Below are 16,136 nucleotides of genomic sequence, written 5' to 3'. Positions count from 1 at the left end.
ATCGAGATGAGAGAGCGACAACCCTGCGTCTACATCCTGGCCAGCGGCCGCAACGGCACGCTGTACATCGGCGTGACCTCGAATCTGGTCGGCCGCATCATGCAGCACCGGGATTGCAGCTTCGAAGGCTTTACCAAGCGCTACGGGGTAACCCGCCTCGTCTGGTTTGACATGGCCGACACCATGGAAGGGGCAATCGAGGCCGAAAAACGGATCAAGAAATGGCCGCGCCGCTACAAGCTGACCATGATCGAACGCGACAACCCGCAATGGCGCGACCTGGCGCTCGACCTCGGCCTGCCGCCGCTCGACTGATCTCTCCGTCATGCCGGGCTTGTCCCGGCATCCAGAGTTGTCGAACGGGACCGACGGGTGGAGACACACCCTGGATGCCGGGACGAGCCCGGCATGACGGGGTAATAAACGCCCTAGCGTCTCATTGCGAGGATTCCGCATGCGCGTCCTCCTGCGAACGAGGTTTGGGCTTGTCGCGGTCGGCGATCAGCATCCCGCCGGCGCCGTAGTTTTCCAGCGCGACCTCTTCGATCACGATCTGCACCGCAGCCGGGTTCTTCCCCAGCCGCTCGACGAGCGACTGGGTGACGTCGGCGACGATGCCGGCCTTCTGGTCCTTGGTCGCGGACCCGGAGATGCGGATGCTGACGAACGGCATCAGGCTTCGCTCTCCTCCGAGTCGGCCGACTCGGCGGCAGGCTCTTCGTCGGCGAACCAGTGCGCGCGCGCGGCCATGATGATCTCGTTGCCCTGCTCGTCCGACAGGCCATATTCGCTGAGGATGCCGCCCTTCGGCTCAGGCCGCTTCGGCGCGTCCTCGTTGCGGCGGCGCGGTTCGACGCGCTTCTTCTCGACCAGCTCGTCGGTCGCGAGATCGGCGAGGTCGTCGAGCGTCTTGATGTTCGCCTTGCCGAGCGTGACGAGCATCGCCTCGGTCAGATACGGCATGTTGATCAGCGCGTCGTCGACGCCCAGTGCGGTACGCTCTTCCTTGTTGGCGGCGTCGCGGCGCTCGAGCGCCTCGGTCGCGCGGTTCTGCAACTCGCCGGCCAGATCCTCGTCGAAGCCCTCGATGCCCGCGATCTCGTCGACCTCGACATAGGCGACTTCCTCAAGGCTGGTGAAGCCCTCGGCGACGAGCAGCTGCGCGAGCGTCTCGTCGACGTCGAGCTCCTTCTCGAACATGCCCGACCGCTCGACGAATTCCTTCTGGCGCTTCTCCGATGCATCGGCCTCGGTCAGGATGTCGATCGCGCTGCCGGTCAGCTGGCTGGCGAGACGGACGTTCTGGCCGCGGCGACCGATCGCGAGGCTGAGCTGATCGTCGGGAACGACGACCTCGATGCGATCCTCTTCCTCGTCGATCACGACGCGGCTGACGGAGGCCGGCTGCAGCGCGTTGACGACGAAGGTCGCGGTATCGGGCGACCAGGGGATGATGTCGATCTTCTCGCCCTGCATCTCCTGCACGACGGCCTGCACGCGGCTGCCCTTCATGCCGACGCACGCGCCGACCGGGTCGATCGACGAATCATGGCTGATGACGCCGATCTTCGCGCGGCTGCCCGGATCGCGGGCCGCAGCCTTGATCTCGATGATGCCGTCGTAGATTTCGGGCACTTCCTGCGCGAACAGCTTCTTCATGAAGTCGGGATGCGCGCGGCTGAGGAAGATCTGCGGGCCACGGTTCTCGCGGCGGACGTTGAGGATCAGCGAGCGGATGCGGTCGTTGACGCGCACCACTTCGCGCGGGATCTGCGCGTCGCGGCGGATGACGCCCTCGGCGCGGCCCAGGTCGACAACGACATGGCCGAACTCGACGCGCTTGACGACGCCGGTGATGATCTCGCCAGCGCGGTCCTTGAATTCCTCATACTGGCGCTCGCGCTCGGCATCGCGGACCTTCTGGAAGATGACCTGCTTGGCGGCTTGGGCGGCGATGCGGCCGAACTCGATCGGGGGCAGCGGATCGACGATGTAATCACCGATCACCGCGCCGGGCTGCAGCTTCTCCGCGCCCTTCAGGTCGACCTGCTTGAAATAATCGTCGACCGCCTCGACCACCTCGACGACGCGCCACAGGCGAAGGTCGCCGGTGTTCGGGTCGAGCTTGGCACGGATGTCGTTCTCGGCGCCGTAGCGCGAGCGCGCCGCGCGCTGGATCGCGTCCTCCATCGCCTCGATGACGATGCCCTTGTCGATCATCTTTTCCGACGCGACCGAGTTTGCGATTGCGATCAGTTCGGCGCGGTTTGCGGTGACTGCCGTGGCCATCAATGCTGTCCTTCTTCGTTGGTCTCGGCGGCCTCTTCAGGCACATCCTGATAGAACACCTCGTCCGCGCCTTCGGTTGAAAGCGGGGCCGTGGCGGCGATGAGTCGATCGGTCATGACGAGTTTCGCGTCGGCGACCTGCGTATAGTCGATCGTCATCATCTTGTGCTTGTTGACGTCGACCGTGATCTTCGTACCCTCGACGCCGACCAGATTGCCCGAGATCTGCTTGCGGTCCTCGAACGGCTCGGTGAGGCGGATGCGCGCTTCCTGCCCCGCCCAGTCGGCAAAGTCCTGCAGCCGGGTCAGCGGCCGGTCGATCCCCGGGCTCGACACTTCGAGGCGATAGGCGACGGGGATCGGGTCCTTGCCGGCTTCCTCAAGCGCGTCGAACTTGTCCGAGATACGGCGCGAAAGCTCGGCGCAATCCTCGATCACCAGCTGGCGGGTGTCGGGGCGCTCGGCCATCACCTGCAGCGTCGGGTCGGACTTGCCGCCCTGCATGCGCACGCGCACGAGCGACAAGCCTAGGGCCTGCGCCTCGGGCTCGATCAACGCGGTCAATAGGGCGATATCCGCCATCGGGGCTCCAAACACGGGAGGTTGGCGCCGCGGGGAGAACCCCGCAGCCTCTTCATCTGACGATTTAGAGTAGGTGGATGATATACGCAGGTTGCAGGCCCCATACAAGCCTTGCCGTACAAGCCCTGCTCGACGGGCCTTGCGCATCGAATCGGCGCGGACGATCGTTGTGCGGAGGATTTCCCGGGAGAGAAACCAATGCGTCCATCCTTGCTTGCCCTGCCGATCGCCTTGATCGCCTGTTCGTCGCTGACCGCCCCCGCCGCTGCGCAGGCGACCGCCGATCCGTTCACGCGCACCGTCGTCGCCGATTTCGAGTCGCCCTGGGCGATGACGGTCCTGCCCGACAACCGGATGCTGGTGACGGAAAAGGCGGGCACGATGCTGCTCGTTTCCGCCGACGGCGCATCGCGCCAGACGGTAGCGACGATCACCGTCGATTCGGCGGGGCAGGGCGGACTGATGGACGTCGTCCTCGCGCCCGATTTCGCGACCAGCCAGCGCGTGTATTTCAGCTATTCGACCGCGGGCGAGGGCGGCAAGGGCGTCGTGCTGGCACGGGGGCGCCTGCGTCCGGACGGTGCCGGGGGCACGCGTCTCGGCGAGATCGAGGCCCTTTTCTCGGCGCGGCCGTTCGTCGAGGGCAACGGCCATTATTCCGGCCGCATCGCCTTCTCGCCCGACGGGAAGTACCTGTTCTTCACCAATGGCGAGCGGCAGAAGTTTACGCCCGCGCAGGATCCCAAGGCGACGCTCGGCAAAGTCCTGCGCCTGACGCTCGACGGCAAGCCCGCGCCCGGCAACCCGCTGGTGAGCAAGGGGTTCGCACCCGAGGTATGGAGCTATGGCCACCGCAACCTGCTGGGACTCGCGTTCGACAAGGCCGGCAATCTCTGGGAGCAGGAGATGGGGCCGAAGGGCGGCGACGAGGTCAACCTGATCAGGCCCGGTCTCAACTATGGCTGGCCCAACGCGTCGAACGGCAGCCACTATGACGGCCGCGACATCCCCGATCACAAGGCCGGCGACGGCTACGAGGCGCCGAAGGTCTGGTGGAACCCGGTGATCTCGCCGGGCGGGCTGATGATCTATTCGGGCGCGATGTTCCCGCAATGGAAGGGCGACGCGTTCATCGGCGGGCTGTCGTCGCAGTCGCTGGTCCGCGTCCACCTGACCGGCACGACCGCGACCAAGGGCGATCAATGGGATATGGGCGCGCGCATCCGCGAGGTCGAACAGGGGCCCGACGGCGCGATCTGGGTGCTGGAGGATGGCGGGAAGTCGCAGGGGCGGCTGCTCAAGCTGACGCCGAAGCGGTAGCTGTTCTTTTGCGACCCACGCTGTTCCCCGGCGAAGGCCGGGGCCCAGTTGGGGGACGACGGTAACACCGGACGGACTTTCGTTACGACCGTCCCCCAACTGGCACCGGCCTCCGCCGGGGAACGGAGAGTGGGATCAACCCTCCACCCATCCGTTCTCCCGCGAAGGCGGGAGTCCAGGATTACAGGCGATACCGTTCGTGGCTCTGGACCCCCGCCTCCGCGGGGGAACGGAAAGCCTAGACCTCCGCCACCACCGCTTCCGCCTCGGCGAGATGCAACCGTTCGACCATTTGCCCGTCCAGCCGGATCGCGCCCTTGTCGGCATTCCCCGGCGCCGCGAACGCCGCGATCACCGCGCGCGCCCAGGCCAGGTCCTCCGCGCTCGGCCCGAATGCCGCGTGCGCGGCGTCGATCTGCGCCGGATGGATCAGCGTCTTCCCGTCGAACCCGAGCGCCACACCCTGTGCGCATTCCGCCGCGAACCGATCGGGCGCATCGAGCGCGTTGCACACGCCGTCCAGCGCCACGATCCCCGCCGCGCGCGCCGCCGTCACGAGTCCCGCCAGCGCCGGCACCAGCGGCATCCGGTCCGCGCCCGGCCGACACCGCATCTCCTTGGCGAGATCGTTGGTCCCTGCGACCAGCGCCGCCAGCCGCATCTCGCCCGCCGCCGCGGCGAGCGCGGGCAGGGCGAGCACGCCTGCGCACGTCTCGATCATCGCCCAGATCGGCGGCCCGTCCTCGCGCAGTGCATGCCGTACCGCCGCGAGTCCGCTCACGCTCGCCATCTTCGGCACCAGTACCGCATCCGCCCCGATCGCGCGTACGGCCGCGGCATCGTCGGCACCCCAAGGCGTATCGAGCGCGTTGATCCGCACCACCAGTTCACGCGTTCCAAACCCGCCGGCGCCGATCTCGTCCACCACCTGCTGACGCGCCCGCGCCTTCTCGTCGGGAGCGACCGCATCCTCCAGATCGAGGATCACGACGTCGCAGGCGAGCCCGCGCGCCTTCGCGATCGCCCGCGCGTTCGAGGCGGGCATGTAGAGCGCGGTGCGGCGACGGCGGAGCGTCATGGCATCAGCGCCCGTGTCACGCCGTTGGTCCAGCCGAACCCGTCCTGGTTCGGATATTCGCCGCCGCCCCCCGGCCGCCGCTCGACCACGTCGTATTTCTCGAGCAGTTTTCCGCTCGCCCGATATTCGCGCTCGACGCTCGCCAGCCAGGCCGCGGCGATGCGCTCCGCCAGCGCGGTTTCGCGATACCGTCGCAGACCCTGGACCCCGACCCACTGCAGCGGCGCCCAGCCATTGGGTTCGTCCCATTGCTGCCCGCTGCTAACCAGCGTCGTTCGGATCCCGCCTTCGCCGACGAAGGGTGCCAGCGCCTTCGCCGTCGCGCGCGCCTGGTCCTCGGTCGCGACGCCCGCGAACAACGGAAATGCCATCGCCGCGCTCGCAAAACCGTTCGGCTTGCCGGTATCGAGGTCGAGATCCGCGAAGAACCGCCCGTTCCACAGATGCGCCCGCATCGCGGCGACCCGCGCCGTCGCCCTCTTGTCGAACGCGGTGGCGCACGGCGCATCGCGCAGCGTCCGGCAATTTGCCGCGATGGCCTGCTCCATGCCCACCATCAAGCTGTTGAGATCGACCGGCGCGAACCGCGTGGTGCGGATCGTCGCCAGACTCCGCCCGTCCGCGAACCAGCGCGACGAGAAGTCCCAACCGCTCTCCGCCGCCGCCCGCAGGTCGCGGAACAGTTGCTTGCGGTCCCGACCCGGGGTGCGGTCGGCGAGCTCGGTATCTTCCTTGTAGCTTTCGTCGCGCGGGTCGTCGCGATCGTCCCAATAGCGGTTGAGCAGCGCGCCGTCGGCGAGCCGCACGACGCGCGCATTCTGTTGCCCGAGCTTCAGCGCCTCGGCGCCTGCCATCCAATAGGCGTGCTCGGCACGCAACTGGCGGTTGCGGACGCTGAGCGTCTTCGCGTCGCGCGACAGCCCGGCGATCAGGTAGAAGACCGGCGGTTGCGAGCGGCTAAGATAATAGGTCCGCGTGCCGTTGGGGATATGGCCGTAGCGATCGACCAGGCTGCCGAAATCGACCACCATGTCCTCGACCAAGTCCTGCCGCCCGCCTCGCGCCAGCCCCAGCATCGTGAAATAGCTGTCCCAATAGTACATCTCGCGGAACCGCCCGCCCGGCACGACATAGCGCCGCGGCAGCGTCAGCGCCGACGATCCTGCGGGGACGCGCGCGGTCGTCCGGGTCAACTGTGGCCACAGCGCGTCGATATGCGCCTTCAGCGGCAGGCGTTCGGACGAGGGCGGTGCGGCGGGCGCCTCGGGAATGTCGAAATTGACCCGCACGAACTGGCGAAGCGTCGCATCCTCGGCGCACCGGCACTTCGCATAATCGGCGAGGATCGCCGCCGCCGGCCGCTTCGGCGTCGCGTCGGCAAAGGTCTTCGAATCCGGGAAGATCCCGCGCATCTGCACCGCGTGATACAGCGGCCCGAACAGCTGTGCGGGCGACTTCGGCGCCGGGCTTGCCGCGACCAGCAGCGCGGGGAGGAGGTAGCGCAGCTTCACGTCACGACGTCCGGGGCAGTCCTCCCGGTATGCTCGACGATACCCGCGATCGCGTCCGCCGCTGCGACGATGTCGGCGAGCATATCGCCCGTCTCGCGGTCGAGATCGCCACCAGCGGGCTCGTACCGCTCCAGATACACGCGCAACGTCGCGCCGCTGGTGCCGGTGCCCGACAGGCGGAACACGACGCGGCTGCCGCCCTCGAACAGCACGCGCACGCCTTGGTTGCGGCTGACCGACCCATCGGTCGGATCGGTATAGGCGAAGTCGTCCGCCGCCTCGACGACGAGATCGCCGAAGCGCGTCCCCGGCAGCGTCGCCAGCGACCCGCGCAGCGCCGCCATCAGCGCGTCGGCCTTGTCGCTCTCGACGCCCTCATAATCATGCCGCGCATAGTAATTGCGCCCGTACTTCGCCCAGTGATCGCGTGCGATCGCATCGACGCTCTCGCCGCGGACGGCCAGGATGTTGAGCCACAGCAGCACCGCCCACAGCCCGTCCTTCTCGCGGACATGGTCGGACCCGGTGCCTGCGCTCTCCTCGCCGCAGATCGTCGCCATGCCGGCGTCGAGCAGGTTTCCGAAGAACTTCCACCCCGTCGGCGTCTCGAACGCGGGAATGCCGAGTGCTTCGGCCACCCGGTCGGCGGCGGCGCTGGTCGGCATCGACCGGGCGATGCCCTTGAGCCCGCCGGTATAGCCCTTCGCCAGATGCGCGTTCGCCGCCAGCATCGCCAGGCTGTCCGACGGCGTCACGAACCGATGCCGCCCGATGATCAGGTTGCGATCGCCATCGCCATCCGATGCCGCGCCGAAATCGGGCGCGTCCGCGGCCATCATCGTCTCGTAGAGTTCGTGCGCATGGACGAGATTGGGATCGGGATGATGCCCGCCGAAATCGGGCAGGGGAGTGCCGTTGCGCACCGTGCCCTTTGCGAACCCCAGCCGGCCTTCGAGGATCTCGGTCGCGTACGGCCCGGTCACCGCGCTCATCGCGTCGAACGCCATCGTCAGCCTGGCCGCCCGGATCGCGTCGAAATCGAACAGCGTCTCCATCAGCGCGGCATAATCTCCGACCGGATCGACCACCTCGACCGGCATCCCGCCGACCTCGACCACACCGTCCGCATCCAGGTCGATGTCGTCTGCATCCACCGTCAGCCAGCGATCGATGTCGAGCGTCCGCGCCAGAATTCCGTTGGTCACCTTCTCGGGCGCCGGACCGCCATTGGCGATGTTGTACTTGATCCCGAAATCCTCGGTCGGCCCGCCGGGATTGTGGCTCGCCGACAGGATCAGCCCGCCGATCGCGCCGCGCTTGCGGATCATGTGGCTGGCAGCGGGCGTCGACAGGATGCCGCCACGCCCGACCACGACGCGCCCGAAGCCGTTCGCCGCCGCCATCCGGATCGCGACCTGGATCACCTCTCGGTTGAGGAACCGTCCGTCGCCGCCGATCACCAAAGTCGCCCCGGCCTTGTCCTCGACCACGTCGAACACCGCCTGCACGAAATTCTCGGCATAGTTCGGCTGCTGGAAGACCGTCGCCTTCTTGCGCAGCCCCGACGTGCCGGGCTTCTGGTCGGTATAGGGCGTCGTCGCAACGGTACGGATCATGAAGGCTCCATCAGTTTCGCGTAGAGCTGGGCGTAGCGACGACCGCTCTCTCCCCAGGAAAAATCGGCGCGCATGCCGTTGCGCTGCAGCGTCGCCCAGCGGTCCGGCGTCGCATACAGCGCGGTAGCGCGCGCGATAGCGTGCGACACCGCCTCGGGCGAGACGCCGTCGTGCTGGATCCCGGTCGCGACGCCGGCGGCGATTCCCGCTTCGTTGGCGTCGATCACCGTGTCCGACAGCCCGCCGGTCCGCGCCACCACCGGTACGCACCCATAGGCCAGACCGTAGAGCTGCGTCAGTCCGCACGGTTCGAACCGCGACGGGATCAGGATCGCGTCCGCACCACCCTGCAACAGATGCGAGGCGGGTTCGTCATAGCCGATCCGCACGCCGATCCGCCCGGGGTGGCGATCGGCGGCAGCGAGGAAGGCGAGTTCGAGCGCGGTGTCGCCCGACCCGAGCAGCGCGAGCCGCCCGCCCATCGCAACCAGATCGTCGAGCACGCGGACGAGCACGTCCATGCCCTTCTGCCAGGTCAGGCGGCTGATCACGGTGAAGATCGGGCCATCGCCGGCGTCGAGCCCGAACATCGCCTCGACCGCGCGCTTGTTGACGCGCCGCCGCGCGATCGTGCGTGCCGAATACCGCGCGTGCAGTGCGGAGTCGCTTGCCGGGTTCCACACCGCGGGATCGATGCCGTTGACGATCCCCGTCACGCGCGCGGCGTGCGTGTTGATCAACCCTTCCAGCCCCATGCCGAATTCGCCGCGACGGATCTCCGCGGCATAGGTCGGGCTGACCGTGGTGATCGCGTCCGCAGCCTCGAGCCCCGCCTTGAGGAAGCCGACGCCGCCATAATATTCGACGCCGTCCAGCGCGAACGCGGCGTCGGGCAGCCCGAGTTCGGAAAAGATGTCGGCGCCGTAGCGGCCCTGGAACGCGATGTTGTGGACCGTGACAACCGACTTCGCGGGGCGCCCCGGGCCCGGCGCCCAGCGCAGATAGGCGGGCGCCATCGCCGCCTGCCAGTCATGCGCGTGGAGAATGTCATAGGCATGCCCGGCCACCACGCCCGAGGCGAGATCCGCGCCGACCCGGCCGAATGCGGCGAACCGCCGCCAGTTATCGTCCCAGTCCGCGCCCGTCGCATCGCCATACGGCCCGCCGCCGCGCGCGAACAGCGCCGGCGCGTCGAGCACCAGCAGCGGATGCTCGCCGATCTTCGCCGAGAGGATCCGCGCCGGGCTGCCGAACAGGTCGGTGTAGCGATGCACGACCTTCGCCCGCTTCGTGACCGCGGCGAGCGCCGGATATCCCGGCAACAACGTCGTCGTCGCAACGCCGTGCGGCGCGAGCGCGGCGGGCAGGGCGCCGACGACATCGGCCAGCCCGCCGGTCTTGATCAGCGGATAGGCCTCGGACGCAACCGAAAGGACACGGGTCACAGCCCCTCTCCCATCGGGAGAGGGGAGGAGCCGCGCGAAGCGCGGCGGAGGGGTGAGGGCAGGGCTGCGATCATAACGAACCTGCCCTCACCCCGCGCCGCTGCGCGGCTTGCCCCTCTCCCGGAGGGAGAGGGGGTAGGAAAAGTGTCCCCCTCACGGGATCAACGCGTCGATCATCGACTTGGTGATCAGCACGACGCCGTTGTCGGTGCGTCGAAACCGCTGCGCATCGAGCACCGGGTCTTCGCCGACGATCAGCCCGTCGGGGATCACGACGCCGCGATCGACGACCACCTTCGACAGTCGCGCGCCACGGCCGATCTCGCAGCGCGGCAGGATCACGGCCTGGTCGAGCGTCGAATAGCTGTGCGCGCGCGTGCCGGTGAAGATCAGGCTGCGATGGATCGAGGATCCCGAGATGATGCAGTCGCCCGAGACCAGGCTGGACACCGCCTCGCCGCGTCGGCCGTCGCTGGCATGGACGAACTTGGCCGGCGGCGTGACCTCGGCATAGGTCCAGAGCGGCCAGCTATGGTCGTAGAGATCGAGCTTCGGCACCACGTCGGTGAGGTCGATATTCGCCTCCCAATAGGCGTCGACCGTGCCGACGTCGCGCCAATAGGCTTCCTTCTCGAGCCCCGACCGCACGCAGCTGTCGTTGAAGCGGTGCGCGACTGCCTTGCCGTGCTTGACGAGGTACGGGATGATGTCCTTGCCGAAATCGCGCGACGATCCCGGTGTCTCGGCGTCGCGGCGCAGTTCCTCGAACAGCAATTTCGTCGTGAAGACATAGATCCCCATCGAGGCCAGCGCGATGTCGGGATTGCCCGGTACCGACGGCGGATCAGCAGGCTTCTCGACGAAGTCGGTGACCCGGTCCTGTTCGTCGACCGCCATCACGCCGAAGCCGACTGCCTCCATCCGCGGCACTTCGAGACAGGCGATCGTGACGTCCGCACCGGTCTCGCAGTGCTGTTGCAGGATCAGCTCGTAATCCATCTTGTAGATATGATCGCCCGCCAGGATGACCATGTATTCGGGCGCGCGGCTCTCGATGATGTCGATATTCTGGTACACCGCGTCGGCGGTGCCCTCATACCATTGAAATTCGCTGATCCGCTGCGATGCGGGCAGAATGTCGAAGCTCTCGTTGCGCTCGGAGCGCAGGAAGTTCCAGCCGCTCTGCAGATGGCGGATCAGCGAATGCGCCTTGTACTGCGTCGCCACGCCGATCCGGCGGATGCCCGAATTGATCGCGTTCGACAAAGCGAAGTCGATGATCCGCGCCTTGCCGCCGAAATACACCGCGGGCTTGGCGCGGCTGTCGGTCAGTTCCATCAGCCGGCTGCCGCGTCCGCCTGCCAGGACATAGGCCATCGCGTCGCGTGCCAATGGTTGTCCGCGTCGTTCGACCATGTTCGCTCTCTCCCCGATTCTTCCGTTTCTATACCGACGTCACCCCGGACTTGTTCCGGGGTCCAGGGTTCCGCACACTCGCCCCAAGGGCGCGCGGGACCCTGGGTGCCGGGACGAGCCCGGCATGACGGGGCGCTATTCCTCGAACTCCAGCATGATCGTCGCGAGCGGCGGCAGGCAGACCCAGGCCGCGCCGTCCTTGGCGACCACACCACCCAGATTGCCGAGCCCGCTGCCCCAATATTCGCGCGCGTCGCTGTTGATGATCTCGCACCAGCGCCCGTCATGCGGCAGGGGGATGCGGTACGGCGCGCGTGCGATCGGGGTCATGTTGGCGATGATCGCGACCGGCTTCGCACCCGGGCTTTTCCGCAGCCAGGCGAACACCGAATTGGCGGCGTCGTCGGCGATCAGCCATTCGAACCCCTCGCTCTCGCAGTCGCGGCCGTGCAGCGCGGGCTTCTCGCGGTACACCTGGTTGAGGTCGCGGATCAGGTTGCGCATCCCCTCATGGCTGCGATTGTCGCGCAGGCTCCAGTCGAGCGCGCGCGCCTCGCTCCATTCGCGCCGCTGCGCGAACTCCTGCCCCATGAACAGCAGCTTCTTGCCCGGATAGCCCCACATGAACGCGTAATAGGCGCGCAGATTGGCGAATTGCTGCCAGTCGTCGCCCGGCATCTTGGTCAGCAGCGATCCCTTGCCGTGCACCACCTCGTCATGGCTGAGCGGCAGCACGAAATTCTCGCTGAACGCATAGACCAGCCCGAAATTGATCTCGCCGTGATGATGCTTCCGGTGGAGCGGGTCGCGCTGCATGTATTGCAGCGTGTCGTGCATGAAGCCCATGTTCCACTTGAACCCGAAGCCGAGGCCGCCCTCGTGCACCGGCTTCGAGACGCCCGGCCAGGACGTGGACTCTTCGGCGACGGTGAACACGCCCGGATGTTGGCCATAGACCTCTTTGTTCATCGCCTGGAGGAACTTCACCGCCTCCCAGTTCTCGCGCCCGCCGTCTTCGTTCGGGATCCATTCGCCGGCCTTGCGCGAATAGTCGCGGTACAGCATCGACGCAACCGCATCGACGCGCAGGCCGTCGACATGATAGCGCTCGGCCCAGAACAGCGCGTTGTTGACCAGGAACGACGACACTTCGCGCCGCCCGAAATTGTAGATCGCGGTGTTCCAGTCGGGGTGATAGCCGAGCCGCGGATCGGCATGTTCGTACAGCGCGGTGCCGTCGAAATGCGCGAGCCCGAACGCGTCGGTCGGGAAATGCGCAGGGACCCAGTCGAGCAGCACGCCGATCCCCGCCCGGTGCGCACCGTCGACGAACCGCGCGAACCCATCGACATCGCCGAACCGCGCGGACGGCGCGTACAGCCCGGTGGTCTGGTATCCCCATGACGGATCATAGGGGTGTTCGCTGATCGGCATGAACTCGATATGCGTGAAGCCCATCTCGACCACATAGGGAATCAGCCGGTCGGCGAGCGCATCCCAGGTCAGGAACCAGTCATTCTCGTCGCGGTCCCACGACCCCGCATGGACTTCGTAGATGCTGATCGGCACGCGCCGCGGATCGACCGAGGCCCAGTGCGCGCGGTGATCGGCATCGCCCCATTCATGCACCATGTTCCGCGTGATCGACGCGTTGGCGGGGCGAAGTTCGGCGGCGAACGCGAACGGATCGGCCTTCAGCGGCTCGGTCTCGCCGTCCGCGCCGACGATCTCGAACTTGTAGCTGCGATATTCGGCGAGGTCGGGGATGAAGATTTCCCACACCCCGACGCCGCCGCGCTTACGCATCGCATGGCGGCGGCCGTCCCAGTCGTTGAAATCGCCGACCACCGACACCCGCCTGGCATTCGGCGCCCACAGCGCGAAGTGCACGCCGCTCGCGCCCTCGTGCGTGATCAGATGCGCGCCGAGCTTGTCGTGCAGGCGCAGATGCGTGCCCTCGGCCATCAGCACGTCGTCGATCGGCCCGAGCACGGGGCCGAAGCTGTACGGATCGGTCACCCACCACTCCGCGCCGCCGCCCTGCGCGTGATAGCGCACGGGCTGCGCCTCGCCCTTGACGATCCCCTCGAACAACCCGCGCGCCTCGACGCGCTTCAGCGTGCCGAGCGACCTGCCGGCCAGGTCGTGCGCCTCGGCCGTCTCGGCGCCCGGGATCCAGGCGCGCGCGAACACGCCCTCGGGTCCGGCATGGAGCCCGAGCAGCGAAAACGGGTCGTCGTGCCGCCCGTCGAGCAGGGCGGCGATGGCACCGGCGGGTGGCTTCACATGACGGTCCAGATATCGCGGGCATACTCCCGGATGGTGCGGTCGGACGAGAACCAGCCGACGCGCGCGACGTTGCGGATCGCCGATGCGGTCCACGCGTCGCGGTCGACATAGCGCGCATCGACGCGGCGCTGTGCGGCGGCATAATCGTCGAAATCGGCAGCGACCATGAACCAGTCGCCGTCGTACAGCCCGCCCATCAGCCCGGCATAGCGACCCGGATCGTCGGGCGAGAACACGCCCGACGCGATCCCCGACACCGCCTGGCGCAGTTCGGGCGACGCCTCGATCACGCTGCGCGGATCATAGCCGTTGGCACGCTTCGCTTCGACCTCGTCCGCGGTCATCCCGAAGATGAAGATATTGTCGTCGCCGACGCGGTCCTTGATCTCGATGTTCGCGCCGTCGAGCGTGCCGATCGTCAGCGCGCCGTTCATCGCGAACTTCATGTTGCCGGTGCCCGACGCCTCCATCCCCGCGGTCGAGATCTGCTCGCTGAGATCGGCGGCGGGCACGATCCGCTCGGCCAGCGACACGTTGTAGTTGGGCACGAACGCGACGCGCAGCAGGTCGCGCGTCATCGGATCGGCGTTGACCCGCCGTGCGACGTCGTTCGCCAGCTTGATGACGAGTTTCGCGTTCTGGTAGCTCGACGCGGCCTTGCCGGCGAACAGCTTCACGCGCGGCGTCCAATCGCGTTCGGGATGGCTGCGGATCTGGTCGTACAGCGCCACCGTCTCGACGATGTTGAGCAGCTGCCGCTTATATTCGTGGATGCGCTTGATCTGGACGTCGAACATCGCGTCCGGATCGATGCGCAGGTTCATGGATTCGAAGATGTGGTTTGCCAGCATGACCTTGTTCGAACGCTTCACGGCGGCAAAGCGCTCCCGGAAACCCGAATCTTCGGCAAACGGGTCCAGATCGATGAGCCGCTCGGCATCGTCGAGGAATCCGTCGCCGATCGCCTCGCGGATCAGCGCGGTCAGTCCGGGGTTGCATTGCTGCAGCCAGCGGCGCGGCGTGATGCCGTTGGTCTTGTTGTTGATCCGCGTCGGGTACAGCCGGTGGAGATCGGCGAACACCGTCTTCTTCATCAAGTCGGTATGGAGCGCGGCGACGCCGTTGATGCTGTGTGATCCGGCGAACGCCAGGTTCGCCATCCGCACGCGCCGCTCGCCGCCCTCGTCGATCAGGCTGATCGCGGCGATCGACTGGTCATTCGACCCCGCGCTCCGCGCCTCGCGAAGTAGCTTGGCGTTGATCTGGTAGACGATCTGCATGTGCCGCGGCAGCAGCCGCTCGAACAGCGACAGCGGCCAGCTCTCCAACGCCTCGGGCAGCAACGTGTGGTTGGTATAGCCGAACGTCCGCTTGGTGATCTCCCACGCCGCGTCGAACGCGAAGTCGTGATGGTCGATCAGCACGCGCATCAGCTCGGCGACCGACACCGCGGGGTGCGTGTCGTTCAGCTGGATCGCGGCCTTGTCGGGCAGCGTCTGGATGTCGCCGAAATACTGGATGTGCCGCCGGACGATGTCCTGGATCGATGCGGACGAGAAGAAATATTCCTGCCGCAGCCGCAGTTCCTGCCCCGCGGGCGTCGAATCGTTCGGATACAGCACGCGCGTCAGCGTCTCGGCGCGCATCTGGTCGCCCAGCGCGCCCTCGAAATCGCCCGCGTTGAACTTGTCGAGCTTGATCGGATCGAACGCGCGCGCGTTCCACAATCGCAGCGTGTTGACCCACTTGCCCCGCCAGCCGACCACCGGGGTGTCGACCGCGATCGCCTCGACCGCCTCCGCCGGGTTCCAGTGGACGCGGTTGCCGGTGATCGTCACCTCGCCGCCGAAGCCGATGAAATAGGCGCTCTCGCGGCGCTCGAACTCCCAGGGATTGCCGTGCGCGAGCCAGTTCTCGGGCATCTCGACCTGCCAGCCATCGTCGATCCGCTGGCGGAACATGCCGTTCACATAGCGAATGCCATAGCCATAGGCGGGCAGGTCGAGGCTCGCGAGGCTCTCCATGAAGCACGCCGCCAGTCGTCCGAGCCCGCCATTGCCGAGCGCGGCGTCGGGTTCGATCTCCTCAAGCTCGGCGAGCGTCTGGCCGTGGATCGCGAGCGCGCGCGTCACCTCGTCGCTCCGCTGCAAATTGGTCACCGCGTCGCGGAGCAGCCGACCGATCAGGAATTCGAGGCTCAGATAATAGACGCGCTTGGCGCCCGCGGCATGCGCCGCCTTGGTCGACGCCATCCAGCGTTCGACGATGTCGTTGCGCACGGTGAAGATCGTCGCCGCCAGCCAGTCGTGCGGTCGCGCCGCCTGCGCATCCTTGCCGATCCGGTGGACGAGCGTGTCGAGGATCGAATCGGCGAGGGCTTGGACGGTCGGTTCGGGCGGCTGTACGGCGGTGTCTGAGGTCACGCTGGTCCCGGAAGTCGTTTCGGTTCTACCGATCCTAGCCGGTATGACGGCAATGTCACCCGCGACTTCGCCGCGCAGACCTCGTCATGCTGAACTCGGTTCGGTGTCTCCGGCGTTGCGGGCACCGCGTTTTGAGTGAGACCGCATCGCCTGCCGCTCGGTGGATCC

The 16,136-nt window shown here is 67.0% G+C and carries 12 protein-coding genes; 2 read left to right on the top strand and 10 right to left on the bottom strand.

Annotation, left to right across the window (positions count from 1 at the left end):
* The first annotated feature begins 6 nt into the window (after window positions 1–6).
* The gene (locus FSB78_RS12560) at window positions 7–315 is read left to right on the top strand and encodes a GIY-YIG nuclease family protein (protein ID WP_147084180.1); all 309 of its coding nucleotides are present in this window, start codon (window positions 7–9) and stop codon (window positions 313–315) included.
* A 121-nt stretch (window positions 316–436) separates the two neighbouring features.
* Here FSB78_RS12560 and FSB78_RS12555 read toward each other — a convergent pair whose 3' ends face one another.
* Genes FSB78_RS12555 through rimP form a run of 3 tightly spaced genes read right to left on the bottom strand, consistent with a single transcriptional unit; the run spans window position 437 to window position 2,870 of the window.
* The gene (locus FSB78_RS12555; protein ID WP_147082959.1) at window positions 437–673 is read right to left on the bottom strand and encodes a tautomerase family protein; all 237 of its coding nucleotides are present in this window, start codon (window positions 671–673) and stop codon (window positions 437–439) included.
* Window positions 673–2,289 (bottom strand): transcription termination factor NusA, encoded by a 1,617-nt coding sequence (gene nusA / locus FSB78_RS12550; protein WP_147082958.1) that lies wholly within the window; start codon window positions 2,287–2,289, stop codon window positions 673–675. Before nusA ends, FSB78_RS12555 begins: the two co-directional genes overlap by 1 nt.
* Entirely contained in the window at window positions 2,289–2,870 is a 582-nt protein-coding gene (gene rimP, locus FSB78_RS12545; protein ID WP_147082957.1) for a ribosome maturation protein RimP, read from the bottom strand. Before rimP ends, nusA begins: the two co-directional genes overlap by 1 nt.
* Window positions 2,871–3,068: 198 nt before the next feature.
* On the opposite strand from rimP, the gene FSB78_RS12540 reads away from it, so the two are divergent.
* A complete protein-coding gene (locus FSB78_RS12540) occupies window positions 3,069–4,190 on the top strand; it encodes a PQQ-dependent sugar dehydrogenase (RefSeq protein ID WP_147082956.1) in 1,122 nt (373 codons plus the stop codon).
* A 238-nt stretch (window positions 4,191–4,428) separates the two neighbouring features.
* Here FSB78_RS12540 and FSB78_RS12535 read toward each other — a convergent pair whose 3' ends face one another.
* The 7 genes from FSB78_RS12535 to FSB78_RS12505 all read right to left on the bottom strand — a co-directional run bounded on the left by FSB78_RS12535 (window position 4,429) and on the right by FSB78_RS12505 (window position 15,968).
* Complete coding sequence (locus tag FSB78_RS12535; protein WP_147082955.1) at window positions 4,429–5,268, bottom strand: HpcH/HpaI aldolase/citrate lyase family protein; 840 nt, start codon at window positions 5,266–5,268, stop codon at window positions 4,429–4,431.
* Window positions 5,265–6,779: an alpha,alpha-trehalase TreF gene (gene treF, locus FSB78_RS12530; protein WP_147082954.1), complete on the bottom strand. Its 1,515-nt coding sequence runs from the start codon at window positions 6,777–6,779 to the stop codon at window positions 5,265–5,267. The genes FSB78_RS12535 and treF overlap by 4 nt, the downstream gene beginning before the upstream one ends.
* Entirely contained in the window at window positions 6,776–8,395 is a 1,620-nt protein-coding gene (locus FSB78_RS12525; protein ID WP_147082953.1) for an alpha-D-glucose phosphate-specific phosphoglucomutase, read from the bottom strand. The genes treF and FSB78_RS12525 overlap by 4 nt, the downstream gene beginning before the upstream one ends.
* Window positions 8,392–9,840 carry a glycogen synthase GlgA gene (glgA, locus tag FSB78_RS12520; protein WP_147082952.1) on the bottom strand — a complete coding sequence of 483 codons (1,449 nt, stop codon included), beginning with the start codon at window positions 9,838–9,840 and terminating at the stop codon, window positions 8,392–8,394. Before glgA ends, FSB78_RS12525 begins: the two co-directional genes overlap by 4 nt.
* A gap of 153 nt (window positions 9,841–9,993) precedes the next feature.
* On the bottom strand, window positions 9,994–11,256 hold the full coding sequence (glgC, locus tag FSB78_RS12515; protein WP_147082951.1) for a glucose-1-phosphate adenylyltransferase: 1,263 nt from the start codon (window positions 11,254–11,256) through the stop codon (window positions 9,994–9,996).
* Window positions 11,257–11,391: 135 nt separating this feature from the next.
* Complete coding sequence (gene glgB / locus FSB78_RS12510) at window positions 11,392–13,542, bottom strand: 1,4-alpha-glucan branching protein GlgB (RefSeq protein ID WP_147082950.1); 2,151 nt, start codon at window positions 13,540–13,542, stop codon at window positions 11,392–11,394.
* Complete coding sequence (locus FSB78_RS12505; protein WP_147082949.1) at window positions 13,539–15,968, bottom strand: glycogen/starch/alpha-glucan phosphorylase; 2,430 nt, start codon at window positions 15,966–15,968, stop codon at window positions 13,539–13,541. Before FSB78_RS12505 ends, glgB begins: the two co-directional genes overlap by 4 nt.
* Between the last annotated feature and the right edge of the window lie 168 nt (window positions 15,969–16,136).

This window comes from Sphingomonas ginsenosidivorax (genome assembly GCF_007995065.1).
GTDB classification, from domain to species: domain Bacteria; phylum Pseudomonadota; class Alphaproteobacteria; order Sphingomonadales; family Sphingomonadaceae; genus Sphingomonas; species Sphingomonas ginsenosidivorax.
Note: the sequence above shows the minus strand (reverse complement) of the source record. Positions and strands in the feature narration are given on the sequence as shown.